At 71.6% G+C, this 18,617-nt stretch carries 16 protein-coding genes and 2 tRNA genes; 10 read left to right on the forward strand and 8 right to left on the reverse strand.

Features of this window, described 5'->3' with window-relative positions; translation table 11 throughout:
• Nucleotides 1-13: 13 nt before the first annotated feature.
• The 7 genes from ACI2K4_RS07190 (at nucleotide 14) to ACI2K4_RS07220 (ending at nucleotide 7,395) form a co-directional block, all read left to right on the forward strand.
• Complete coding sequence (locus tag ACI2K4_RS07190; RefSeq protein WP_404509477.1) at nucleotides 14-928, forward strand: S1C family serine protease; 915 nt, start codon at nucleotides 14-16, stop codon at nucleotides 926-928.
• A 159-nt stretch (nucleotides 929-1,087) separates the two neighbouring features.
• Nucleotides 1,088-1,507, forward strand: coding sequence for an alternative ribosome rescue aminoacyl-tRNA hydrolase ArfB (arfB, locus tag ACI2K4_RS07195; protein WP_404509478.1), 420 nt, complete (start codon nucleotides 1,088-1,090; stop codon nucleotides 1,505-1,507).
• A 647-nt stretch (nucleotides 1,508-2,154) separates the two neighbouring features.
• The gene (gene alr, locus ACI2K4_RS07200) at nucleotides 2,155-3,384 is read left to right on the forward strand and encodes an alanine racemase (protein WP_404509479.1); all 1,230 of its coding nucleotides are present in this window, start codon (nucleotides 2,155-2,157) and stop codon (nucleotides 3,382-3,384) included.
• Between the two features lie 4 nt (nucleotides 3,385-3,388).
• Nucleotides 3,389-4,375, forward strand: coding sequence for a D-alanine--D-alanine ligase family protein (locus ACI2K4_RS07205; RefSeq protein WP_404509480.1), 987 nt, complete (start codon nucleotides 3,389-3,391; stop codon nucleotides 4,373-4,375).
• Between the two features lie 115 nt (nucleotides 4,376-4,490).
• Nucleotides 4,491-5,666 (forward strand): UDP-N-acetylglucosamine--N-acetylmuramyl-(pentapeptide) pyrophosphoryl-undecaprenol N-acetylglucosamine transferase, encoded by a 1,176-nt coding sequence (locus tag ACI2K4_RS07210; RefSeq protein ID WP_404509481.1) that lies wholly within the window; start codon nucleotides 4,491-4,493, stop codon nucleotides 5,664-5,666.
• Nucleotides 5,663-6,307, forward strand: coding sequence for a M15 family metallopeptidase (locus tag ACI2K4_RS07215; protein ID WP_404509483.1), 645 nt, complete (start codon nucleotides 5,663-5,665; stop codon nucleotides 6,305-6,307). Before ACI2K4_RS07210 ends, ACI2K4_RS07215 begins: the two co-directional genes overlap by 4 nt.
• A 5-nt stretch (nucleotides 6,308-6,312) precedes the next feature.
• Entirely contained in the window at nucleotides 6,313-7,395 is a 1,083-nt protein-coding gene (locus ACI2K4_RS07220) for an acyltransferase family protein (RefSeq protein ID WP_404509484.1), read from the forward strand.
• On the opposite strand, the gene ACI2K4_RS07225 is transcribed toward ACI2K4_RS07220, so the two are convergent.
• From ACI2K4_RS07225 to ACI2K4_RS07260, 8 genes are all read right to left on the reverse strand, one after another.
• Nucleotides 7,385-7,765 carry a VOC family protein gene (locus ACI2K4_RS07225; protein ID WP_404509485.1) on the reverse strand — a complete coding sequence of 127 codons (381 nt, stop codon included), beginning with the start codon at nucleotides 7,763-7,765 and terminating at the stop codon, nucleotides 7,385-7,387. The two genes, ACI2K4_RS07220 and ACI2K4_RS07225, sit on opposite strands and share 11 nt — an antisense overlap.
• Before the next feature lie 81 nt (nucleotides 7,766-7,846).
• A complete protein-coding gene (locus ACI2K4_RS07230; RefSeq protein WP_404509486.1) occupies nucleotides 7,847-9,298 on the reverse strand; it encodes a PQQ-binding-like beta-propeller repeat protein in 1,452 nt (483 codons plus the stop codon).
• Nucleotides 9,259-10,683, reverse strand: a complete 1,425-nt coding sequence (locus tag ACI2K4_RS07235) for a PQQ-binding-like beta-propeller repeat protein (RefSeq protein WP_404509488.1) — start codon at nucleotides 10,681-10,683, stop codon at nucleotides 9,259-9,261. Before ACI2K4_RS07235 ends, ACI2K4_RS07230 begins: the two co-directional genes overlap by 40 nt.
• Nucleotides 10,684-10,724: 41 nt before the next feature.
• Entirely contained in the window at nucleotides 10,725-12,173 is a 1,449-nt protein-coding gene (locus tag ACI2K4_RS07240; protein WP_404509489.1) for a hypothetical protein, read from the reverse strand.
• Between the two features lie 20 nt (nucleotides 12,174-12,193).
• Entirely contained in the window at nucleotides 12,194-13,609 is a 1,416-nt protein-coding gene (locus tag ACI2K4_RS07245) for a PQQ-binding-like beta-propeller repeat protein (protein WP_404509491.1), read from the reverse strand.
• Nucleotides 13,610-13,754: 145 nt separating this feature from the next.
• Nucleotides 13,755-14,636: a 3-methyladenine DNA glycosylase gene (locus ACI2K4_RS07250; RefSeq protein WP_404509493.1), complete on the reverse strand. Its 882-nt coding sequence runs from the start codon at nucleotides 14,634-14,636 to the stop codon at nucleotides 13,755-13,757.
• A 9-nt stretch (nucleotides 14,637-14,645) separates the two neighbouring features.
• Complete coding sequence (locus ACI2K4_RS07255; protein WP_404509495.1) at nucleotides 14,646-15,080, reverse strand: protein phosphatase; 435 nt, start codon at nucleotides 15,078-15,080, stop codon at nucleotides 14,646-14,648.
• Between the two features lie 37 nt (nucleotides 15,081-15,117).
• Nucleotides 15,118-16,869 (reverse strand): hypothetical protein, encoded by a 1,752-nt coding sequence (locus ACI2K4_RS07260; RefSeq protein ID WP_404509497.1) that lies wholly within the window; start codon nucleotides 16,867-16,869, stop codon nucleotides 15,118-15,120.
• A 167-nt stretch (nucleotides 16,870-17,036) separates the two neighbouring features.
• Here ACI2K4_RS07260 and ACI2K4_RS07265 point away from each other — a divergent pair, with 167 nt between their 5' ends.
• From ACI2K4_RS07265 to ACI2K4_RS07275, 3 genes are all read left to right on the forward strand, one after another.
• Nucleotides 17,037-17,840 (forward strand): fumarylacetoacetate hydrolase family protein, encoded by an 804-nt coding sequence (locus ACI2K4_RS07265; RefSeq protein ID WP_404509499.1) that lies wholly within the window; start codon nucleotides 17,037-17,039, stop codon nucleotides 17,838-17,840.
• 127 nt (nucleotides 17,841-17,967) lie between these two features.
• Nucleotides 17,968-18,039: transfer RNA gene (locus tag ACI2K4_RS07270), tRNA-Gln, on the forward strand.
• 87 nt (nucleotides 18,040-18,126) lie between these two features.
• A tRNA-Glu gene (locus tag ACI2K4_RS07275) sits at nucleotides 18,127-18,199 on the forward strand.
• The last annotated feature ends 418 nt before the right edge of the window (nucleotides 18,200-18,617 follow it).

Consider the following 18,617-nt stretch of genomic DNA (forward strand, 5'->3'; position numbering starts at 1 on the left):
CGAGGAGTGCGTCATGGCACAGCAGAGCGGGCTGGGCGAGCCGCGCGGCCCATGGTTCATCTCACCCGACCTTGATCCCGCGTACGGAGGGCCGGGCAACGGGGGCGGCGACGGCTCCGGCCCCGGCCGGCGGTGGCGCAGGATCGTGCTGACCGGCCTCGTCGTGATCGCCCTCTCGATCCTCTCCGGTGGGCTCGCCGGTGGCTACGTCGCCGGGCAGGACGGGGCGACCCCGCAGGCGTCGGCCTCGCCACCGGCCGTTCCGCCGGACATGGTCGGTGCGGCGGCGCAGGTCGTACCGGGGGTCGTCTCGGTGACCGTGGCCAGCGGGGGCGGGATGGCGACCGGCTCCGGGTTCGCCATCGACGACCAGCAGCACCTGATCACCAACGACCACATCGTGGCCCAGGCCGGCGCGGCGGCGGCCTCGGCGGCGCCGAACGCCTCCGGCACCGGCACCAGCGCCGGCAGCGAGCCGTCGGTGGTGGTCGAGACCCCGGACGGGCGGCAGATGCCGGCCCAGGTTGTCGGGCGTGATCCGGGCAGTGACATCGCCGTACTCAAGGTCGCGCCCGCCGCCAGTCTGGCACCGCTGGTGCTGGCGAAGCCGGGCGCGACCAAGGTCGGTGAGCCGGTGCTCGCGGTCGGCTCACCGCTCGGCCTGCACGGTACGGTCACCGCTGGCATCGTCAGCGCGCTGGACCGTCAGGTGAAGCTCGGCAACAACCGGCACCGCGCCGTCCAGACCGACGCGCCGATCAACCCGGGCAACTCCGGTGGGCCACTGGTCAACGCGAGGGGCGAGGTGGTCGGGGTGAACACCGCGATCGCCACCATCGACGGCAAGGGCTCGATCGGCATCGGTTTTGCCATCCCGATCGAGCAGGTGCAGCAGGTGGCGGACACGATCATCGGCAAGGGCGGCTGAAATTGCCGACGGGTGTGGTGGGACCGGAGACTAACCTCTAGCCATGGCTGACGACGTAGTGCTCGTCCGAGCCGGTCGGCCGACGCGCCGTCCGTGCCGGTCCGCCCCAGGGCAAGTGGGAACGCCGTGCCGGTCCGCCCCAGGGCAAGCGGGAACGCCGTGACGTTGCCCATCCGGCCCGGTGCGGCGATCCCCGAGTCGGAATTGAGCTGGCGCTTCTCCCGGTCGAGCGGACCCGGGGGACAGGGCGTGAACACCACCGACTCCCGGGTCGAACTCTCCTGGGATCTGGCCCGGTCGACCGCGCTCCCCGAGCACCTGAAGGCGCGTGCCCTGGGCCGGCTGGCCAACCGGCTGGTCGACGGTGTGCTCACCATCGTGGCGTCGGAACACCGGTCGCAGTTGATGAACCGGGAGGCGGCCCGCGAACGGCTGGTGGTGTTGCTGGCCGAGGCGACCGCACCGCCCGCGCCACCGCGCCGGCCGACCCGTCCGTCCCGCGGCGCGAAGGAGCGTCGGATCGCCGACAAGAAGCGGCGCGGCCAGACCAAGAACCTCCGCCGCTCCACCGACGACTGACCCCACCAGCGCCCACCCCCACCGCAACCCCACCCGCCCACCGCCGCAACCCCCTCACCCCACACCGCCACCACTGCCCACCTCTGTTGATCATGAAGTTGTCGCACCCTCGACGCGGTTGAGGCTGCGACAGCTTCATGATCAACCACTGCTGGACGGGTGGGTGCCGGTGGTTGATTGCTGGCTTGAACGGGGCGGTCACCGGTTCTTAATCGGATCCTCACAAGTGGTGGGCATGATCCCTCGGGTGTCCGGCTTCGTTGGCCCGGGAGCGGGTTCGACGGGGTGTGCGGGAGCGCGACGGGACGGTAGGCGACTACGCAGAGTGACCCTTGGGTAACGGCTATACCTGCTGTGTATAGTTCGGCGTTGACGCCGGGGACCCGCGTGGTTCCGGCGCACGGATCGGGCGGCGCGGGCCGATCCGGAGGGCCCCGATGCTCCTGCGTCGAGGTCCCGGCATTGACAGCGGCCGTGACGCTGTGTCCATGCCGTGGCTCGGTGACCGGGCTGGTCGCCGGCCGGCTACCGGCGCGGCGAAGATGGCGAGGAAGGACTCGTACGGCGATGACTCCCCTCCTGGGCCATCCGTCCGGCTCATGGCCCCGCCACCCCGAGGCGACTTCGGGGCGCCACGGGTGACGGGCGTGAGCGGAGAGCTGGCCGAGGCCGTCGTCGACCTCTCGGCGATCGCGCACAACGTCCGGGCGATCGAGAGGGAGGCCCGGACCGGGGTGATGGCGGTCGTCAAGGCCGACGGCTTCGGACACGGTGCGGTGCCGGTCGGCCGGGCCGCGCTCGCCGCCGGTGCCACCTGGCTCGGCGTCACGTCCTCGACCGAGGCGCTGACCCTGCGGGCGGCCGGCATCCGGGCGCCAGTGTTGAGCTGGCTGCACCGGCCGGACGAGGATTTCACCCGCCTGATCGGCGCGGACGTCGACATCACCGCCTCCACTCTGACCCACCTGCACGGCATCGCCGCTGCGGCGGTACGCCTCGGCAGCCCCGCCGTGGTGCAGCTCAAGGCCGACGTCGGGCTCTCCCGTAACGGCGCCAACGGCGAGGACTGGCCCGAACTGATCGCCTGGGCCCGCAAGTACGAGGCCGAGGGGACCATCCGGGTACGCGGTGTCTGGTCGCACCTGACCAACGCGGAGGACCCGACCGGGCCCGGGGTCGCTCGTCAGGTCGCGACGTTCCGGGAGGCGTTGCAGCTTGCCCGTGGCGCCGGTCTCGCCCCCGAACTGGTCCACCTGGCCAACTCGGCGGCGGCGCTCGGCGTGCCGTCGGCACGGTACGACCTCTGCCGGATCGGGCTGGCCCTCTACGGCGTCGACCCGTTCGGCGCGCCGGGTCCCGGCAGGTTCGGCCTGCGGCCGGCGATGAGCCTGCGCACCACCGTGGTCAACGTCAAGCGGGTGCCGGCCGGCAGCGGAGTCTCGTACGGACCGGAGTACGTCACCGACCGCGCCACCACGCTCGCCCTGATTCCGCTCGGTTACGCCGACGGGCTGTCGCGTACGACCGAGGGGCGGGCGCGGGTCTGGGTGCGGGGTCGGCGCTGCCCGGTTGTCGGCCGGATCGCAATGGACCAGTGTGTTGTCGACGTCGGCGACCTGCCGGTGCAACTCGGCGACCCGGTGGTCGTCTTCGGTACCGGCGACAGCAGCACCGGCGACAGCAGCACCGGCGACAGCAGCGCCGCAGACAGCACCGGCACCGGCGACGGCAGCACCGGCGACGGCAGCACCGGTACGTCCGACTCGACCGAGCCTACGGTGAACGACTGGGCCCGGTGGGCGGGAACCAACCCGCACGAGGTTCTGACCGGCGTCGGCGCCCGGGTGCCGCGCGTATACATCCACGGAAAGCGATAACGGTATGAGTACCAGGCTTGCGGTTCTGTTCGGCGGACGCAGCGGGGAGCACGAGGTCTCCCGTCGTTCGGCGGAGAGCATCCTGGCGCACCTGGACCGCGAGGCGTACGACGTGACCGAGGTTCTGATCGGGCGCGACGGTGGCTGGACGGTGAACGGCACCGCGACCACCTTCAGCGCCGCGCTGGACGTACTGAGTCGGCAGGACGTGGTCTTCCCGGCGCTACACGGCCCGTACGGCGAGGACGGCACCGTCCAGTCCATGCTCGAATGGCTCGACGTGGCGTACGTCGGCAACGGTGTCTTCGCCAGCGCCGCCGGCATGGACAAGGCGATCACCAAGCGGCTGCTCACCGCCGAGGGGCTGCGGGTCGCCGACGGGGTGTCGCTGCGTCTGGACGAGGAGCTGTCGGAGGCGGACCGGGAGTGGTTGGGCCTGCCGGTCTTCGTCAAGCCGTCCCGGGCGGGCTCCAGCCTCGGCGTCTCCAAGGTCGAGGACTGGTCGCAGTTGCCGGCCGCGCTCGCGCTGGCCCGGGAGAGCGACAGCCGGGTCCTGGTCGAGCGCGGCATCAAGGGGCGTGAGATCGACGTGGCCGTGCTGGAGCACCTGGACGGCCGGATCGAGGCCGGACCGCCGCTGGAGATCAACGTGTCGAGCGCGGCCTTCTTCGACTACGAGGCCAAGTACGAGGGCGGCGCGGTCTTCGACATCCCGGCGAAGCTCGACCCCGAGACCACCCGGATTCTCCAGGACCGGGCGGTGCAGGCGTTCCGCGCGCTGGACTGCCGGGGGCTGCTCCGGGTCGACTTCTTCCTCCCGGACGGCGAGACCGAGCCGATTCTCAACGAGGTGAACACCTTCCCCGGCTTCACCGCCAAGTCGCAGTACCCGCAGATCTGGCAGCGGGCCGGGCTCGAGTTCCCCGCCCTGCTGGAGATTCTGATCGAGGGCGCCCGGAAGGAGACCCGGCTGAGCGCGGTCGCGGGGTAGGCGACAGATTTGTACGGTGAACGGCAGACCCGGCGCGTGATCGGCGGCTCCGGGTCGTGGAAAGGTGTCGCCGTCCACAGTCAACGGTCGATCGAGATGGGCAGACGGTAAGAGCATGGCTATCTACACCGCGGAGCGGCTCCGCAGGATCCGGGTGGTCGTCACCGGCGGGGGCACCGGAGGGCACACGTACCCCGCGCTGACCACCATTCGTACGCTACGCGACCGGCTCGCCCTCGCCGGCACCGAACCGGAACTGCTCTGGGTCGGGGTCTCGCACGGGCTCGAAGCGAAGATCGCCAAACAGGAGGGCATCCCGTTCAAGGCGATCACCACCGGCAAACTGCGCCGCTCGCCGAACCTGAAGGAGCTGTGGCGCAACATCACCGACGCGTTCCGGATCCCGCTCGGCGTACTCCAGGCGATCCTGATCGTGGTCCGGACCCGGCCGGCGGTGGTCCTCTCCACCGGCGGGTACGTTTCCGTGCCGATCGGCGTCGCGGCCTGGCTGACCCGCCGCCCGCTGGTCATGCACGAGCAGATCCTGACCCTCGGGCTGGCGAACCGGATCCTCGCGACGATCGCGACGCGGGTCCTGCTCAGCCACGAGTCGTCGGTGGAACACCTGCCGGAACGGGCCAAGGGGCGCGCGCTGGTGACCGGCAACCCGATCCGGCCGGAGATCCTGCGCGGTGACCGGGACCGGGCGCTGTCCGCGTACCGGCTGGACCCGCGACTGCCGCTGCTGTACGTCACCGGCGGCGCCCAGGGTGCCGTACAGGTCAACAACCTGGTCGCCGAGATCCTGCCGGACCTGCTCGCCGGCTGCCAGGTGCTGCACCAGTGCGGCGAGTACTCCTTCGACCGGATGCGGCAGCTCGCCGCCGGGCTGCCCGAGCACCTGCGGGCCCGGTACCGGGTGGTCGACTACGTGCACGACGAGATGCCGGACGTGCTCGCCGCCGCCGACATCGTGGTCGCCCGCAGTGGCGCCGGTACGGTCGCCGAACTCACCGCGCTGGGCAAGGCGTGTGTCTTCATCCCGCTCATCCCGACCGGCGGGGACGAGCAGCGGCGTACCGCCCGACACCTGGCCGAGGCGGGCGCGGCCCGCATGCTCGCCGGCCCGGACGCCACTCCCGACCGCCTCCGTGAGGAGATCATGATGTTGCTCAACCATCCCGACCGGCGCCAGCACCTGGCCGACACGGCTCGGCAGTACGGTCGCCCCGACGCGGCCGCGGCCGTCGCCACCGCGCTGATCGACGCCGCCGGGCGGTACGGGTCATGATTCTTCTCTCCGACCCACGGATCGCCGCGATCCCGCTGCGCGACAATGGTGAGGCCCTGGTCGACCTCCGCGAGGTCGGCGAGTTCCGGATCGACGGCCGGCTGGCCGACCCGGCCGGGGCGTACGCGCGCCTGCGGGAGGCCACCGTGGAGAGACTGCTCACCGCCCAGCGCGGCCTGCCCGACGGGCTCCGGTTGCTGATCGTCGAGGGGTACCGTCCGCTGACCCTGCAAACCACGTACTTCGAGGGTTACAAGGACGAGCTGCGGGTGAAGTACCCGGACTGGGCGCCGGAGCGGCTGCACGTGGAGGCGAGCAAGTACGTCTCCCCGCCCGAGGTGGCCCCGCACAGCACCGGCGGCACCGTGGACCTGACCCTCTGCACCGCCGACGGGGTCGAGCTGGACATGGGTACGGCGGTCAACGACAGCCCGGTCGCCAGCGCCAACGCCTGCTTCACCGCCTCGCCGGACATCCCGGCACAGGCCCGCGCCAACCGCGACATTCTCGCCGAGGCGCTCACCGCCGCCGGCATGGTGAACTACCCGACCGAGTGGTGGCACTGGTCGTTCGGCGACCGCTACTGGGCGCTGAGCACCGGCGCCGACAGCACCCGGTACGGACCGGTTGACCTGACGTGAGGCGGATGTACGAGATCGACCTGCTGCGGATCCTCGCCGCCGTCGCGGTCGTCTTCTTCCACTACACCTTCTCCGCCTGGATGCAGGGCGAGACGCCGGTCGAGTTCCCGGTCTTCGGCGAGCTGAGCCGGTACGGCTACCTCGGGGTGGACCTGTTCTTCGTGATCAGCGGCTTTGTCGTGCTGCTGAGCGCGTGGGGCCGCAGCCCACAGCAGTTCGTCGTCTCCCGGATCGTCCGGCTCTACCCGGCGTTCTGGGTCGCGGTCACGATCACCGCCGTGGTCAGCGTCGTCTCCGGCAAGTACGCGATCAGCGTCTTCCAGTACCTGGCGAACCTGACCATGGTCAACGCGGCCGTGAACGTCGAGAACGTCGACGTGGTCTACTGGACGCTCTGGGCCGAGATCCGGTTCTACCTGGTGATCTTCGTCCTCGCCCTGATCGGGATCACCCGACGCCGGGTGCTGCTCACGCTCTGGGGCTGGCTGGCGTTGACCGGCCTGATGCAACTCGGCCTGCTGCCGGGCGCGGCGGACCTGCTGCTCCAGACCACGTTCTCGCACTACTTCATCGCCGGCATGGCGCTGAGCATCGTCTACCGCTACGGCATGACCTGGGAGATCGCGGCGATCCTGCTGCTGTCGTACGCGAACGCGGTCTACCGGGGACTCGGGTTCGCCGCCGACGTGGCGGACCGCTACCACACCCCGTTCCACGGTTGGGTGATCATCGCCACGATCTGGGCCATCTTCATGGTGATGCTGCTGATCGCGCTGAAGGCGACCAGTTCGCTCGGACGGCCGTGGTTCTCGGTCGCCGGCTCGCTGACCTACCCGCTCTACCTCGTGCACGCGCACGTTGGGTTCGTCCTGCTGGCCTGGGCCGGGCCGCTGGTCGAGTCGTCCCCGGTGCTGGAGTGGCTGCTGGTGCTCGCGCTGGTGGTCGGCATGGGCGCGCTGGCGTACGTCATCCACGTGCTGGTCGAACGTCCGTCCGCGACCAAGCTCAAGCGGGTCATGAACAAGATCTTCCGGATACCCGAGCGGCCCGCCGGTCGACCCGCGGCGGGCACCCCGGTCACTCGTTGAGGAACAGGCAGAACGGGTGCCCGGCCGGGTCGAAGTAGACCCGTACGTCCTCCTGGGGTTGGAAGTCCGCGAGGGTCGCACCGCTGGCGACGGCGTGCGCCCCCGCGGCCTCCAGGTCGTCCACCTCGATGTCCAGGTGCAGCATCATCTGCTGGTCGCCCGCCCCGGCGGGCCAGGTCGGCCGGACGTACGCCGGCTCGGTCTGGAACGACAGCCCGGCTCCGCCGCCCGGGGCGGTCAGCTTGACCCAGTTTCGTTCCTTCTGTTCCACCTCCCAGCCGAGCAGCCGCTGGTAGAACGCGGCCAACTCCTCGGCATCGGGTGAGTCGAGCACGATGCCGGAGACGAACATGCGGGGACGCTCGGCCATGGTTACCTCCCGGATCCGTCGGTCTTCCCCGGCATTGTTGCCCGCCCGACCGACACTTCACGCCGAGCCGCCCCGGCGGGGTCAGGAGCGGTAACGCCAGAGGCGGATCGTGTCGGAGCGGTCCTGGCAGGCGATCACGTCACCGGCGAGCTGACAGTCCGCCGCCCGGTACGGCACCCGGCCGAGCAGGCGTACCTCAGGTTTGCCTGGTTCCAACAGCGCGAACCAGGTCGGTCCGGCCGCGGTGGTGGGGTTGACCAGCAGCACCGGCCGGTCCGGTGGCGAGTAGGACATGGTGTCCCAGTCGGACAGCTCGGCCCAGGTCTGTCCGGTCGCCGGGTCGATGGTACGGATCAGCTTCGCCCTCTCCCGGTCCATCTCGACCAACTGGCCGCCGTTCTGGAGCAGCGTCGAACCGGGTGCGCCCCGGGGGCCGACGTCGGTGCCGGTGACCGGGTCGAGCAGCGACCAACCGAAGTCGTTCCCGAGGCAGGGCCGGTCACCGCAGACGCTGATCCGCTGGTCCGGGCGGCCGAGGGTACGGGTCCAGCGCACGTCGAAGGAGCCGAGGTCGTAGCCGGTCAACTCGGCGCTGCCGCGCCGTACCGTCAGCAGGTCGCCGAACACCTGGACCGAGGGTGGATCCGTTCCCGTCGCCGGCAGGCTGTGCCGTACCGCGCCGGTCCGGGCGTCGCGCAGTTCGACCCGGTGGTCCAGGGTCGTCACCACCAGCACCGGGTGTCCGTCCGGGCCGCTGACCGGCAGGCGGGACGCGACGGCGATGCCCAGCGGCTCGGAGTTCCACAGCGGCTCCCCGCCGGCCAGGTCGAACAGCCGGATCACCTGGCCGACCGGTGGGACCGCGTACGCCTTGCCGGAGGGCGCGAAGTAGAGCACGTCCGAACCTCCCGGGAGCGAGGTGTCCACCGGCTCGGCGTCGGCGGGGAAGATCTCCTCGCTGATCATCCCGGTCCGTCCGTCCGGCAGCACCTCCACCGGTGCGGTGACCGACCAGCGGAACCTGCCGTTGTCCGCCCCGACGGCGGTGGTCCTCGGCACGTCCTGGCCGAAGACCCGGAGCAGCAGCAGGTCCCCGGCCCGTTCGGCCACCCCGCCGGTGTTGCCACCCTGGTCGTACGGGACGCTCCAGAGCAACCGCCCCCGGCCCGTCTCGTAGCCGGAGACGTACTGTCCGGCTCCCGCCGGGCCGACCGCCCCGGCGTACAGCCGGTCCTCGGTGAGCACGAATCCCCGGTCCGGTGACACGGTCAGGGTGGCGATCTCGGTCAGCGATGCCGGCTCGGGCGGCGCCGCACCGCCGAGCACGAGTAGCAGTGTCGCGCAGACGCCCGTGGCGACCGGACGCAGCCAGCCCCTCGACCAGGGGCCGTCCCGCCCGGTGGCGGAATCGCCGATCCCGTCGCCCCGATCCAACCCGAGGTCGATCAGTACGGGGTCGTTGCCGTCGTCCATCGGCGCTCCGCTGGCAGTGGTCAGTCGTCGCCCGGTCGGGCGGTCGTACGGTAGCGCCATATCCGAACCTCGTGCTCGACGGTCACGCAGGCAATCACACTCGTGCCGATCCGGCAGTCGCTGATGCCCTCCGTGACCTCGCCGAGCCGGACCGGGGCGGCGGCCCCGGGGTCGAGTACGCCCAGCCAGGTCGGCCCGAGGAACCCCTTCGCGTCGGTGAGCAGCAACGGCCCGTCCGGCCCCAGCATCGCGCCGGTCCAGTTGATCAGGTTGACCAGGATGTCGCCGGTGCGCGGATCGACGGTCCGCAGCGGACGGGCCGGTGTGTTGGAGATCATCTCCACCAGGTGTCCGGCGACCGCGTACAGGTCGTGTCCGGGCCGGACCGGCCACCTGCGTCCACCCGTCGCCGGATCGACGACCCAGTTCCCGGTCGGGGTGGCCTCGCAGATCAGACCGGTGTCGTAGCAGAAGACAAAGGAGCCGTCGGTGACCATCGGCCGGGTCCACCGGGGCCGGTGGTCCTCGGTGGAGTAGGCCGTCATCTCGGTCGCCGTGTGTGCGACCAGCAGCAGGTCGTCGTCGAGTTGCGGATGGAGCTCGGGGTGGGGCGCCGGGAAGCGGTGCCGGACCGCACCCGTGAGCAGGTCCAGCAGTTCGACCCCGGCCTCGCGCGTCACCACGACCAGACCGGTGGCCGCCCCGTCGCCGCCGGTCGTCGCGAGAGCGTCGAACCGGCCGTCCCGGGCGGCCGTCACGTGGTCGAGCAGATCCGACCGCCACCGCAGCTCGCCCGTGCTCAGGTCGACGCCCGAGGCGACGTACCCGGACGGGGGTTCGGAGTAGAGCTGCCCCCACGGCGACCCGTACGCGCTCGTGTCGGGTGGCAGCTCGCCGTCCGGCAGCTCGGAACCGGCGGGATGGATCGAGTCGACCGCGATCGCGGTGTCGCCGCTGCGAAGCGCTCGGATCTCGTGCGGCAGGGACCAGCGTTCCCGACCGCTGCGCGCGTCGAGCGCGACCGTGGTTGGACCACCCGTGTCGCCCGTCCGGATCCCCGAGACCAGCACCAGACCGGCCTGGTGCTGAAGGCGCATGGCGGTGTTCGGCTTGCCCGGGTGGACGTACGTCCAGACCCGCCCTCCACGGTCCAACTCGTACGCCGACACCAGCCAGCTCGCGCCGTCAGGCTGGATGACGCTGGTGACCAGCCGGTCCTCGGTGAGCACGAGCCACGATTCCGGATAGTTGCTGGCGGGCGCGCCGGGCGCGTACGTCAGGGTGGCGATCTCGACGAGTGTCGGTGGTGGCGGCAGTGCGGATCCCCCGGTGGTGAGCAGCAGCGCGGTGACGAGCGCCAGCGCGGCCGGTCGGAGCCGCAGCCAGGTCAGCGGTGGACGGGGTGGGGCCTCGTCCTCGTCCCCGATCGCGTCAAGGTCGATCACCGTCGGGGTGTCGGTGCCGATCCGGTCTCGGCCAGGGGCCATCATTCGCCGCCCGGACGGAACGCCGAACGGTAGCGCCAGATCCGCAGGTCCCGGGGATACGTCGCGCAGGCGATCAGGCTGGCGCCGATCTGGCAGTCGGTCAGTCCGACCGGCACCTGCCCGAGCAGGGTCGGAGCCGTCGCACCGGGTGCGAGCAGGCCCAGCCAGGTCGGCCCGAGCAAGCCGTCCGCCCGGGCCAGCAGCACCGGCTGGTCGGACCGGAGCACGGCGTGGTCCCAGCCGGTCAGGTCGATCAGCGTCTGCCCGGTACGCGGGTCGACGGTTCGGGTCGGTTCGGAATCGACATCGTCGCGGACGAACTCGATCAGGTGCCCGGCGGCTCCGCGTACCTGGTGTCCCTGGCGCCCCTGCCAACTCGGCCGACCGGTCGACGGGTCGACAACCTGCCACCAACCGACCCGGTTGGATTCGCAGATCAGCCGGCTGCCGTCGCAGAAGCCGACCGATCCGTTCTCAGCCACCGGCCGGGTCCATCTGAGCCGGTAGTCCTCGGTCGAGTAGACCGTCATTCCTCCCTGGGGCTCCCAGATCAGCATCAGGTCCCGGTCGAGCGTCAGGTAGCTGTCGGGGCGGGGCGTCGGGAAGCGGTGCCGGACGAGACCGGTGCCAGGGTCCCACACCTCGACCGCTCCGTCCGAGGTTGTCACCACCAGGGCGTCGCTCCGGCCGCCGTCGACTGTCGCCCCGTCCGGGTAGGCGTCGCCGAGGTCGACGTGCACGGCGGCGACCGGCTCGGACTGCCAACGCATCTCGCCGGTGCCGAGCGTCACGGCCCCGGCGAGCACCTCGACCGGGCCGCTGTCGTACTTCGTTCCCCAGGGCGACACGTAGCTGTAGTCGGCACCGGGGGCTGGGCCGTTTTCGGTCGTCGCGCTCTCACCGTCGAAGACCGGGTCGACCGTGAGCCCGATGTCGCCGCCGTACAGCGCCCAGAGTTGATGGGGGAGGGACCAGCGTTCCCGCCCGGTCGCCGCCTCCAGCGCGACGGTCCACATGCCGGCCGTCCCGTCCGGCCGGGGCCCGGAAAGCAGCACCAGACCGGCCCCTTGCCGCATTGTCATCTGGCTGTCGTTCCTGGCCGGGAGGAGGTACGTCCAGACCAGCTCGGCCCGCTCCGGCTCGTACGCCGAGATCAGCCAACTCCCGCCCGGTCGCAGGACAGCGGTGACGAGCCGGTCGTCGGTGAGCAGCATCGTCGCCCCGGGGCTCGCGGTCCAGCCCGGTTCGGGCGAGTACGGCACGGTGGCGATCTCGACGAGCACCGGGGCCGACGGCAGTGCGGATCCCCCGGTGGTGAGCAGGAGCGCGGTGACGAGCGCGAGTGCGGCTGGCCGGAGCCGTCGCCAGGTGAGCGGTCGACGGGCTTCGGACCCGGTCTCGTCGCGCCGCAGCCCGAGGTCGATCAGTGCGGGGTCGTCCGGGTCCACCCGAGCACCGGTGGCCGCCGTCACTGGAGGCCCGGGACGGTCGTCGTGCGGTAGCGCCAGACCTTCAGCGTCTGCCGGATCGTGACGCAGGCGATCACGGCCGCGCCCACCTCGCACTCGGCGACGCTGACCGGCACCCGACCGAGCCTGACCGGGGCCGGGGCCGTCGGGCCGAGCAGACCCAGCCAGGTCGAACCGGTCAGCGCCTCCTCCCAGGTGAGCAGCACCGGCCCGTCGGCGCGCAGCACGGCGTTCTGCCAGCCGGTCAGGTTCGTCAGGGGCACGCCGGTGCGCGGATCGACGGTCCGGATCGGTTCGGGATGTGGGTAGTCGGGGACGTACTCGATCAGGTGTCCGGCGGCCCGACCCAGGTTGTGCCCCTGGCCACCCCGCCAGAGCGTGGCACCGGTCGTCGGATCGACGATCTCCAGCGCGCCGTCCGGGGTGCTGGCACAGATCAACTCGCTGCCGGCGCAGAAGGCAAGCGAGCCGCCCGTGTGAACCTGCCTGATCCAGAGTCGCCGGTAGTCCCGGTTGGAGTATGCGGTGATCTCGTTGGTCTGGAAACCGGTCAGCAGCAGGTCCCGGCCGAGGTCCGAGTAGGCGTCCGGGTGGCGCTCCGGAAATCGGTGCCGGACCGTACCCGTGGCCAGATCCCACAGTTCGACCCAGCCGTCACCGGTTGTCACCACCAGTCCCCTGCCCGGGAGGGACGCCCGGTCGCCGAAGTTGGCGTCGTAGTTGGCACCGACCGCGCCGAGCAGACCCGACCGCCAGCGCACCTCTCCGCTGCGCAGGTTGATGCCGGCGGCGGAGTACCGGGGCGGTTGGGTGTAGGTCCGCCCCCACGGTGATCCGTAGGCTGAGCCGCCCGGCGGCAGCACTCCGTCCGGTAGTGCCGAGCCGGTGGGATAGATCCGGTCGACGGCGAGCCCGTCGTCGCCCTCGTGCAGCGCCCACACCTCGTGCGGCAGCGACCACCGCTCCCGTCCGGTCCGCTCGTCCAGGGCGACCGTACGCATCCCGTCCGTGCCGTCCGCCCGAGCCCCGGAGACGAGCACCACGTCGGACAGGTGTTGCAGCTCCGGCTGGGTGTTCGGGCTCGCCGGGTAGACGTACGTCCAGACCCGGTGCCCGCGGTCCAACTCGTACGCCGAAACGGACCAGCTCGTACCGCCCGGTTGTAGGACGCTGGTGACGATCCGTTTGTCGGTGAGCACGAACCCGGACCGGGAGTAGGGGTTCTGCGGTGCCCCGGACTGGTACGGCAACGTGGCGAGCTCGGCGAGGACGGGTGGCGGCGGCAGCGCGGACCCGCCGGTGGCGAGCAGTAGCACGGCGACGAGCGCGAGCGCCACCGGCCGGAGCCGATGCCGGCCCGGCCGTCGGCGGGGCTCGCCGTCTGGCTCGTCGTCGAGCACACCGAGATCGATCATCAGGGTGGTTGCGCCGCCCGACCCTGGCGGGCCGTCGGTATGTCCAGTGCCGACCATCGTGCGTTCCCGTCCGTCGCTGGTACCCGCATGGTAGATGCGGATGCCGGCCCCGGAGGTTCCCCACGGTCGGGACGGGGTGCTGGCCTCAGTCGGCCAGGGCGGTGTCGAGGGCGGCGACCAGCCGTTCACGCAGTGGGGCGGCGCGATCGGCGAACCCGCGTTGCGCGGCGGCGTACTCGGCCCGGCCGGCGGCGGTCTCCACCCGTACCGGGGGATATCCGAGCGCCGCCAGGTCGTAGGGGCTGGCCCGCATGTCGAGCGTACGGATCTCCCGGGCCAGGGCGAACGCCTCCGCCACCAGCTCGCTCGGCACCAGCGGGGAGAGTTTGTACGCCCACTTGTAGAGGTCCATGTTGCCGTGCAGGCAGCCGGGCTGCTCCAGGTCGTGCTGGCTCTCCCGGGTCGGGTTGAGCAGGTTCAGCGGCCGGGCCGGCGCGGTGAAGAAGCGGTACGCGTCGAAGTGACTGCACCGGACCCCGTTGCGTTCCACCGTCGACGCGGTCTGCTCCGGGCTCAGCCGCAACGGCCAGGCGTTGTGGCGTACCTCCTGCTGGGTTTGGCGGTAGACCATCGCCCACTCGTGCATGCCGAAGCAGCCGAACTGGGCCGTCCGGCCGGCGGTCCGGGTGAGCAGGGTGCGGATCCACCCGATCGAGTCGCCCCGGCGGGCGCGTACCGCCTCGGTGTCGAGGGCAACCCCGGCGGACGTGTGGCGGTAGTCGCGGCCGAAGTCGTCGGCGTCGGCGCCGGCCAGCACCACCCCGGCGCCCGGGTGCCAGCGGCGCAACTGCGCCGGCCGGTGCGAGTAGTAGGTGAAGAGGAAGTCCTCCACCGGGTGCCGCTCGCCGGCCTGCCGCCGGGCCAGGTGCGGCGCCAGCCAGTCGTCGACCCGGCGCTCGTGCGCCGCCCGCCGGGCCGACCAGGTCGTCGCCTCGAGCACGACGGTACGGGCGGCGGTGGTGGTCACCGGCCCAGCCTATCCAGCGGCGAACCGCCGGACGTAACGCCGCTGCCAGGGCGTCTCCACCGCGTGCCGGTCGTAGCCGCGCCGGACGTACGCCACCGCCTCGTCCGGTGGCACACCGTCGAGCACCGCCAGACAGGCCAGCGCGGTTCCGGTCCGCCCCCGACCGCCCCAGCAGGCGACCTCGACCCGTTCGGTGGCGGCCCGTCGCCACAGGTCGGTCAGGACGGCCGCCGCCTCGGTCCGGTCACCGGGCAGCCGGAAGTCCGGCCAGCGCAGCCAACGGCCCTCCCACCCGGTGGCGGGTGTCGGCTTGCCGAGCAGGTACACCCCGTACGTCGGGGTCGGCCCGTCGGGCAGGGGATGGCGCAGGCCCCGGCCGCGTACCAGGCGACCGGAGGGCAGTCGCAGCACGCCCGCCCCGGTCGGCTCCCACGGTTCGGTCATCCGACCAGCCTAGGCAGACGGAGTACGGTCGCGTGACTCAGGTCACGGCGACGCTGACCCCGGCGGAGAAGACGGCGCCCCGCAGTTCGATCCGGGTCGGCGGGTTCGGTCCGTTCATGGTGAACACGATCGGGAAGAGCAGCCGCTCGCTCGGCGGCACCGGCTCGGCGAAGATGTCCCGCCCGCCGTTCACCGCCCGGGTGGCGGGCTCGTCCGTGGTGACCCAGTTGCCGCTTGGCGCGTACGCCCGCTGCGAGGCGCCGTACCAGAGTTGGGGTTGCTTGCTGACGTTGCGGGCGGCGATCGTGGCCAGACAGCGCTGCCCGGCCGGGCGGGGTCCGGCCGGCTGCTGCACCGCCGCGCCGCAGTTGACCCGGTAGACGGTGAACTCGAAGGTCGCGTCCCGCATGGTGGCACCGATCGCGCCGCTGGTGCTCCGGCCGACCCAGGCGCCGTTGGTCGGCTGTCTCTTGCCGGTGTCGATCGCGCTGACCCGGGCGGTCGCGGTCCAGGTCGCCGCAGCCACCACCAGCGCGACGATCACGACGGCGATACTCACCACCGCCCAGATCGGCGGTCCGGAGCGTCGCCGCACCCGGCCCGGTACGGCCGCCCGGGGCGGTGCCGTGGGGGTACCGGCGGCGAGGTAGGTGCCGGGCACCCCGTCCGGCATCTCCGGCCCCGGCGGCTGTGGCCCCCGCTGGCTGAGTCCCGGCGGCTGCGGCCCTCGCTGGTTCGGTCCCAGCGGCGGCTGCCCCTGCTGGTTCGGTCCCGGCGGCCGCTGCCCCTGCCGATTCGATCCCAGCGGCGGCTGCCCCTGCCGATTCGGTCCCGGCGGGCCCGAGGGCGGCCGGCCCGGCTGGTCGGGGTTCCGCGACGAGGGGGTCGGCGCACCCGGCCGAGCCGGAGTAGCGCCGACCGAGGCCCAGCCGGTCGCCGGCTGCTGGGCGGGCGGCATCGTGCCGGCCGGCGTCCGCAGCGGCGACGGCCACGCCTCGACGCCCTCGCCGGGTCGGATCCGGGCCACGCCCCGGGCCAGACCCCGGCCGAGGGCCGGCGGCGGTCGGTCGAGCGTCGGCGGCCGATCGAGGAACGGCGGCTCGCCGACGTCGACGCCGGGCGCCCCGCCCGGTCCGCTGCCACCCGGGATCGGTGGACGCGCCCGTCCGGCCGCCGGTCCAGCCGGTCCGGCGCCGCCGTCACGGTCCAGCCGCCGCCGGACCCGGCGGCGCCACCACCAGACTCCGGCGACCACCAGCAGCACCAGCACCGCCAGCGCGCCGATCAGGTAGGCCGGCCGCTGCCAGAGCGCCGGGTCGGCGTCCTCCGCCTTCGGCGTGGCGGCGGCCTGCCAGGTCGCGCTGGCGCAGTCGAACGGGATGTCCCCGGTGCCGGCGAAGGCGCAGGCCGGCGCGCTCACCGGCAGTCCGGCCGGGGTCGGCGGGAGGGTGGTGTTGAGCGTCTGCATGCCGCCCGGCGGGAGTTGGAGCCGCCAGGCGATCTCGGTTCCGCCGGTCTGTCCGGTGGGCTGGCTGGCCTGGCCACCGGCGCTGATCGAGGTCGGCGAGGTGCCCCGGGGCAGTTCCTGCCGGACCGTGGTGTCGATGGTGCTGGTGGTGCCGTTGTGGACCAGGATCTGGTAGGTCGGCGCGATCGTGCCGCCGCTCGCCATCACCACCGTGACCGCCGACGGGGCGGCCCGTGCGCTCCCGGCGGGCAGGATGGTGGAGAGCAGGCAACCCGCGATGACCGTACGGGCCAGGTGCCGTCGGGTCGATGCAGAAATCACAACGAGACCTCCTTTTTTGACGCTAAGCCCGCCTGTCGGTCAATAGTGTTGGAAAGGATGAATCGCCTTCTGGTGCGCTGCGGTTGGCGTATCGTGCCGTCGCCTTGACGGTTACCGTCGGTGGCCGGTGCGGCTGTATCGCCGCTGGTGCGGCTAGATTGGGCTGCGTGCGTATCGTTCGTTTTGCTCATGCCAAGGGAATGTCGTTCGGCCTGGTCGAGGGTGAGCCGGAGGCCGGACCCGAAGCCCTGACGGTGGCCGAGATCGAGGGTCACCCGTTCGGGGAGATCAAGCTCACCAATGCCCGTTGGGCGCTGGCTGACGTACGGCTGGTCTCGCCGATCCTGCCCAGCAAGGTGGTCGCCGTCGGTCGTAACTACGTCGACCACGCGGCCGAGCACGGCGTCGAGGTGCCGACCGAGCCGCTGCTCTTCCTCAAGCCCTCCACCTCCGTGATCGGGCCACGGGACGCGATCCGGCTGCCGGCCCAGTCCAAGCGGGTCGAGCACGAGGCCGAGCTGGCCGTGGTGATCGGGGTGACCGGGGCCCGCCGGGTCGACCGGGCGACCGCCGAGAAGGCGATTTTCGGCTACACCTGCGCCAACGACGTGACCGCTCGTGACCTGCAACGCGCGGACGGCCAGTGGACCCGGGCGAAGAGCTTCGACTCGTTCTGCCCGATCGGCCCCTGGATCGTCACCGGCCTCGACGTGAGCGACGTGGAGGTGCGCTGTGAGGTGGGGCGCAACCCGGACGAGATGGAGGTACGCCAGCTCGGGCGGACCAAGGACATGGTCTTCGACGTACCGACCCTGGTGTCCTACATCTCACACGTGATGACGTTGCTCCCGGGTGACGTGATCCTGACCGGTACGCCGGCCGGGGTTAGCCAGCTCACCGACGGGGATACCGTCAGCGTGCGGATCGACGGGATCGGCGAGCTGTCGAACCCGGTGGTGGCGGTCGGCTGAGCCGTCCGTCCGTACGCCGGGCGGCCCGCCGGGGCCGTCCGTCCGCTGGTGGAGGCCGGGTCGATAACCCGATTTGGCCTCTCACTGCCGGTCCGGTAAAGTCTTTTCTCGGTGCGGCAAGCACCGATGGGGTATGGGGTAATTGGCAGCCCAACTGATTCTGGTTCAGTTAGTCTAGGTTCGAGTCCTGGTACCCCAGCTACCGAACACCAGAGATGGTGCCGGTAGCTGGACTCTGATAGAGTTCAGCAGTCCTTCTCGGAGGACAAAGTAAGACAAAGGTTCTGGCCCCGTCGTCTAGCGGCCTAGGACGCCGCCCTCTCAAGGCGGTAGCGCGGGTTCGAATCCCGTCGGGGCTACAGTTCGGAGCCCGTGTCACGCAAGTGGCGCGGGCTATTTTTATTATGCGCATATCGGTCGGCCACTCGCGGCACTTTGCCAATTTCCCACCGATCAACAACGCGCACCGGGCCGGCTCAAGCCACCCCAGCCCCAGGGCATCGTGCCCCACAGCAGGGATCAAGCCTGACGCCCCAGAGCACGCGTGGCGGGCTTGGGGACACCGCCCCCACGGCGGGGATCAAGCCTGACGGTCCAGAGCGCGCGTGGCGGGCTTGGGGCGGCGTGCCCACGGCGGGCATCAAGCCTGACGGCCCAGAGCGCGCGTGGCGGGGTTGGGGGGGGGGGGGGCCCCCGCGGCGCCAAAACCCAGCGCCCCCCCGTGGGGCCCCCCCCCCCCCCCCCCCCCCCCCCCCCCCCCCCCCCGCACAACCCCAG

The sequence above is a fragment of the Micromonospora sp. NPDC050397 genome (assembly GCF_044901685.1).
GTDB lineage: Bacteria > Actinomycetota > Actinomycetes > Mycobacteriales > Micromonosporaceae > Micromonospora_G.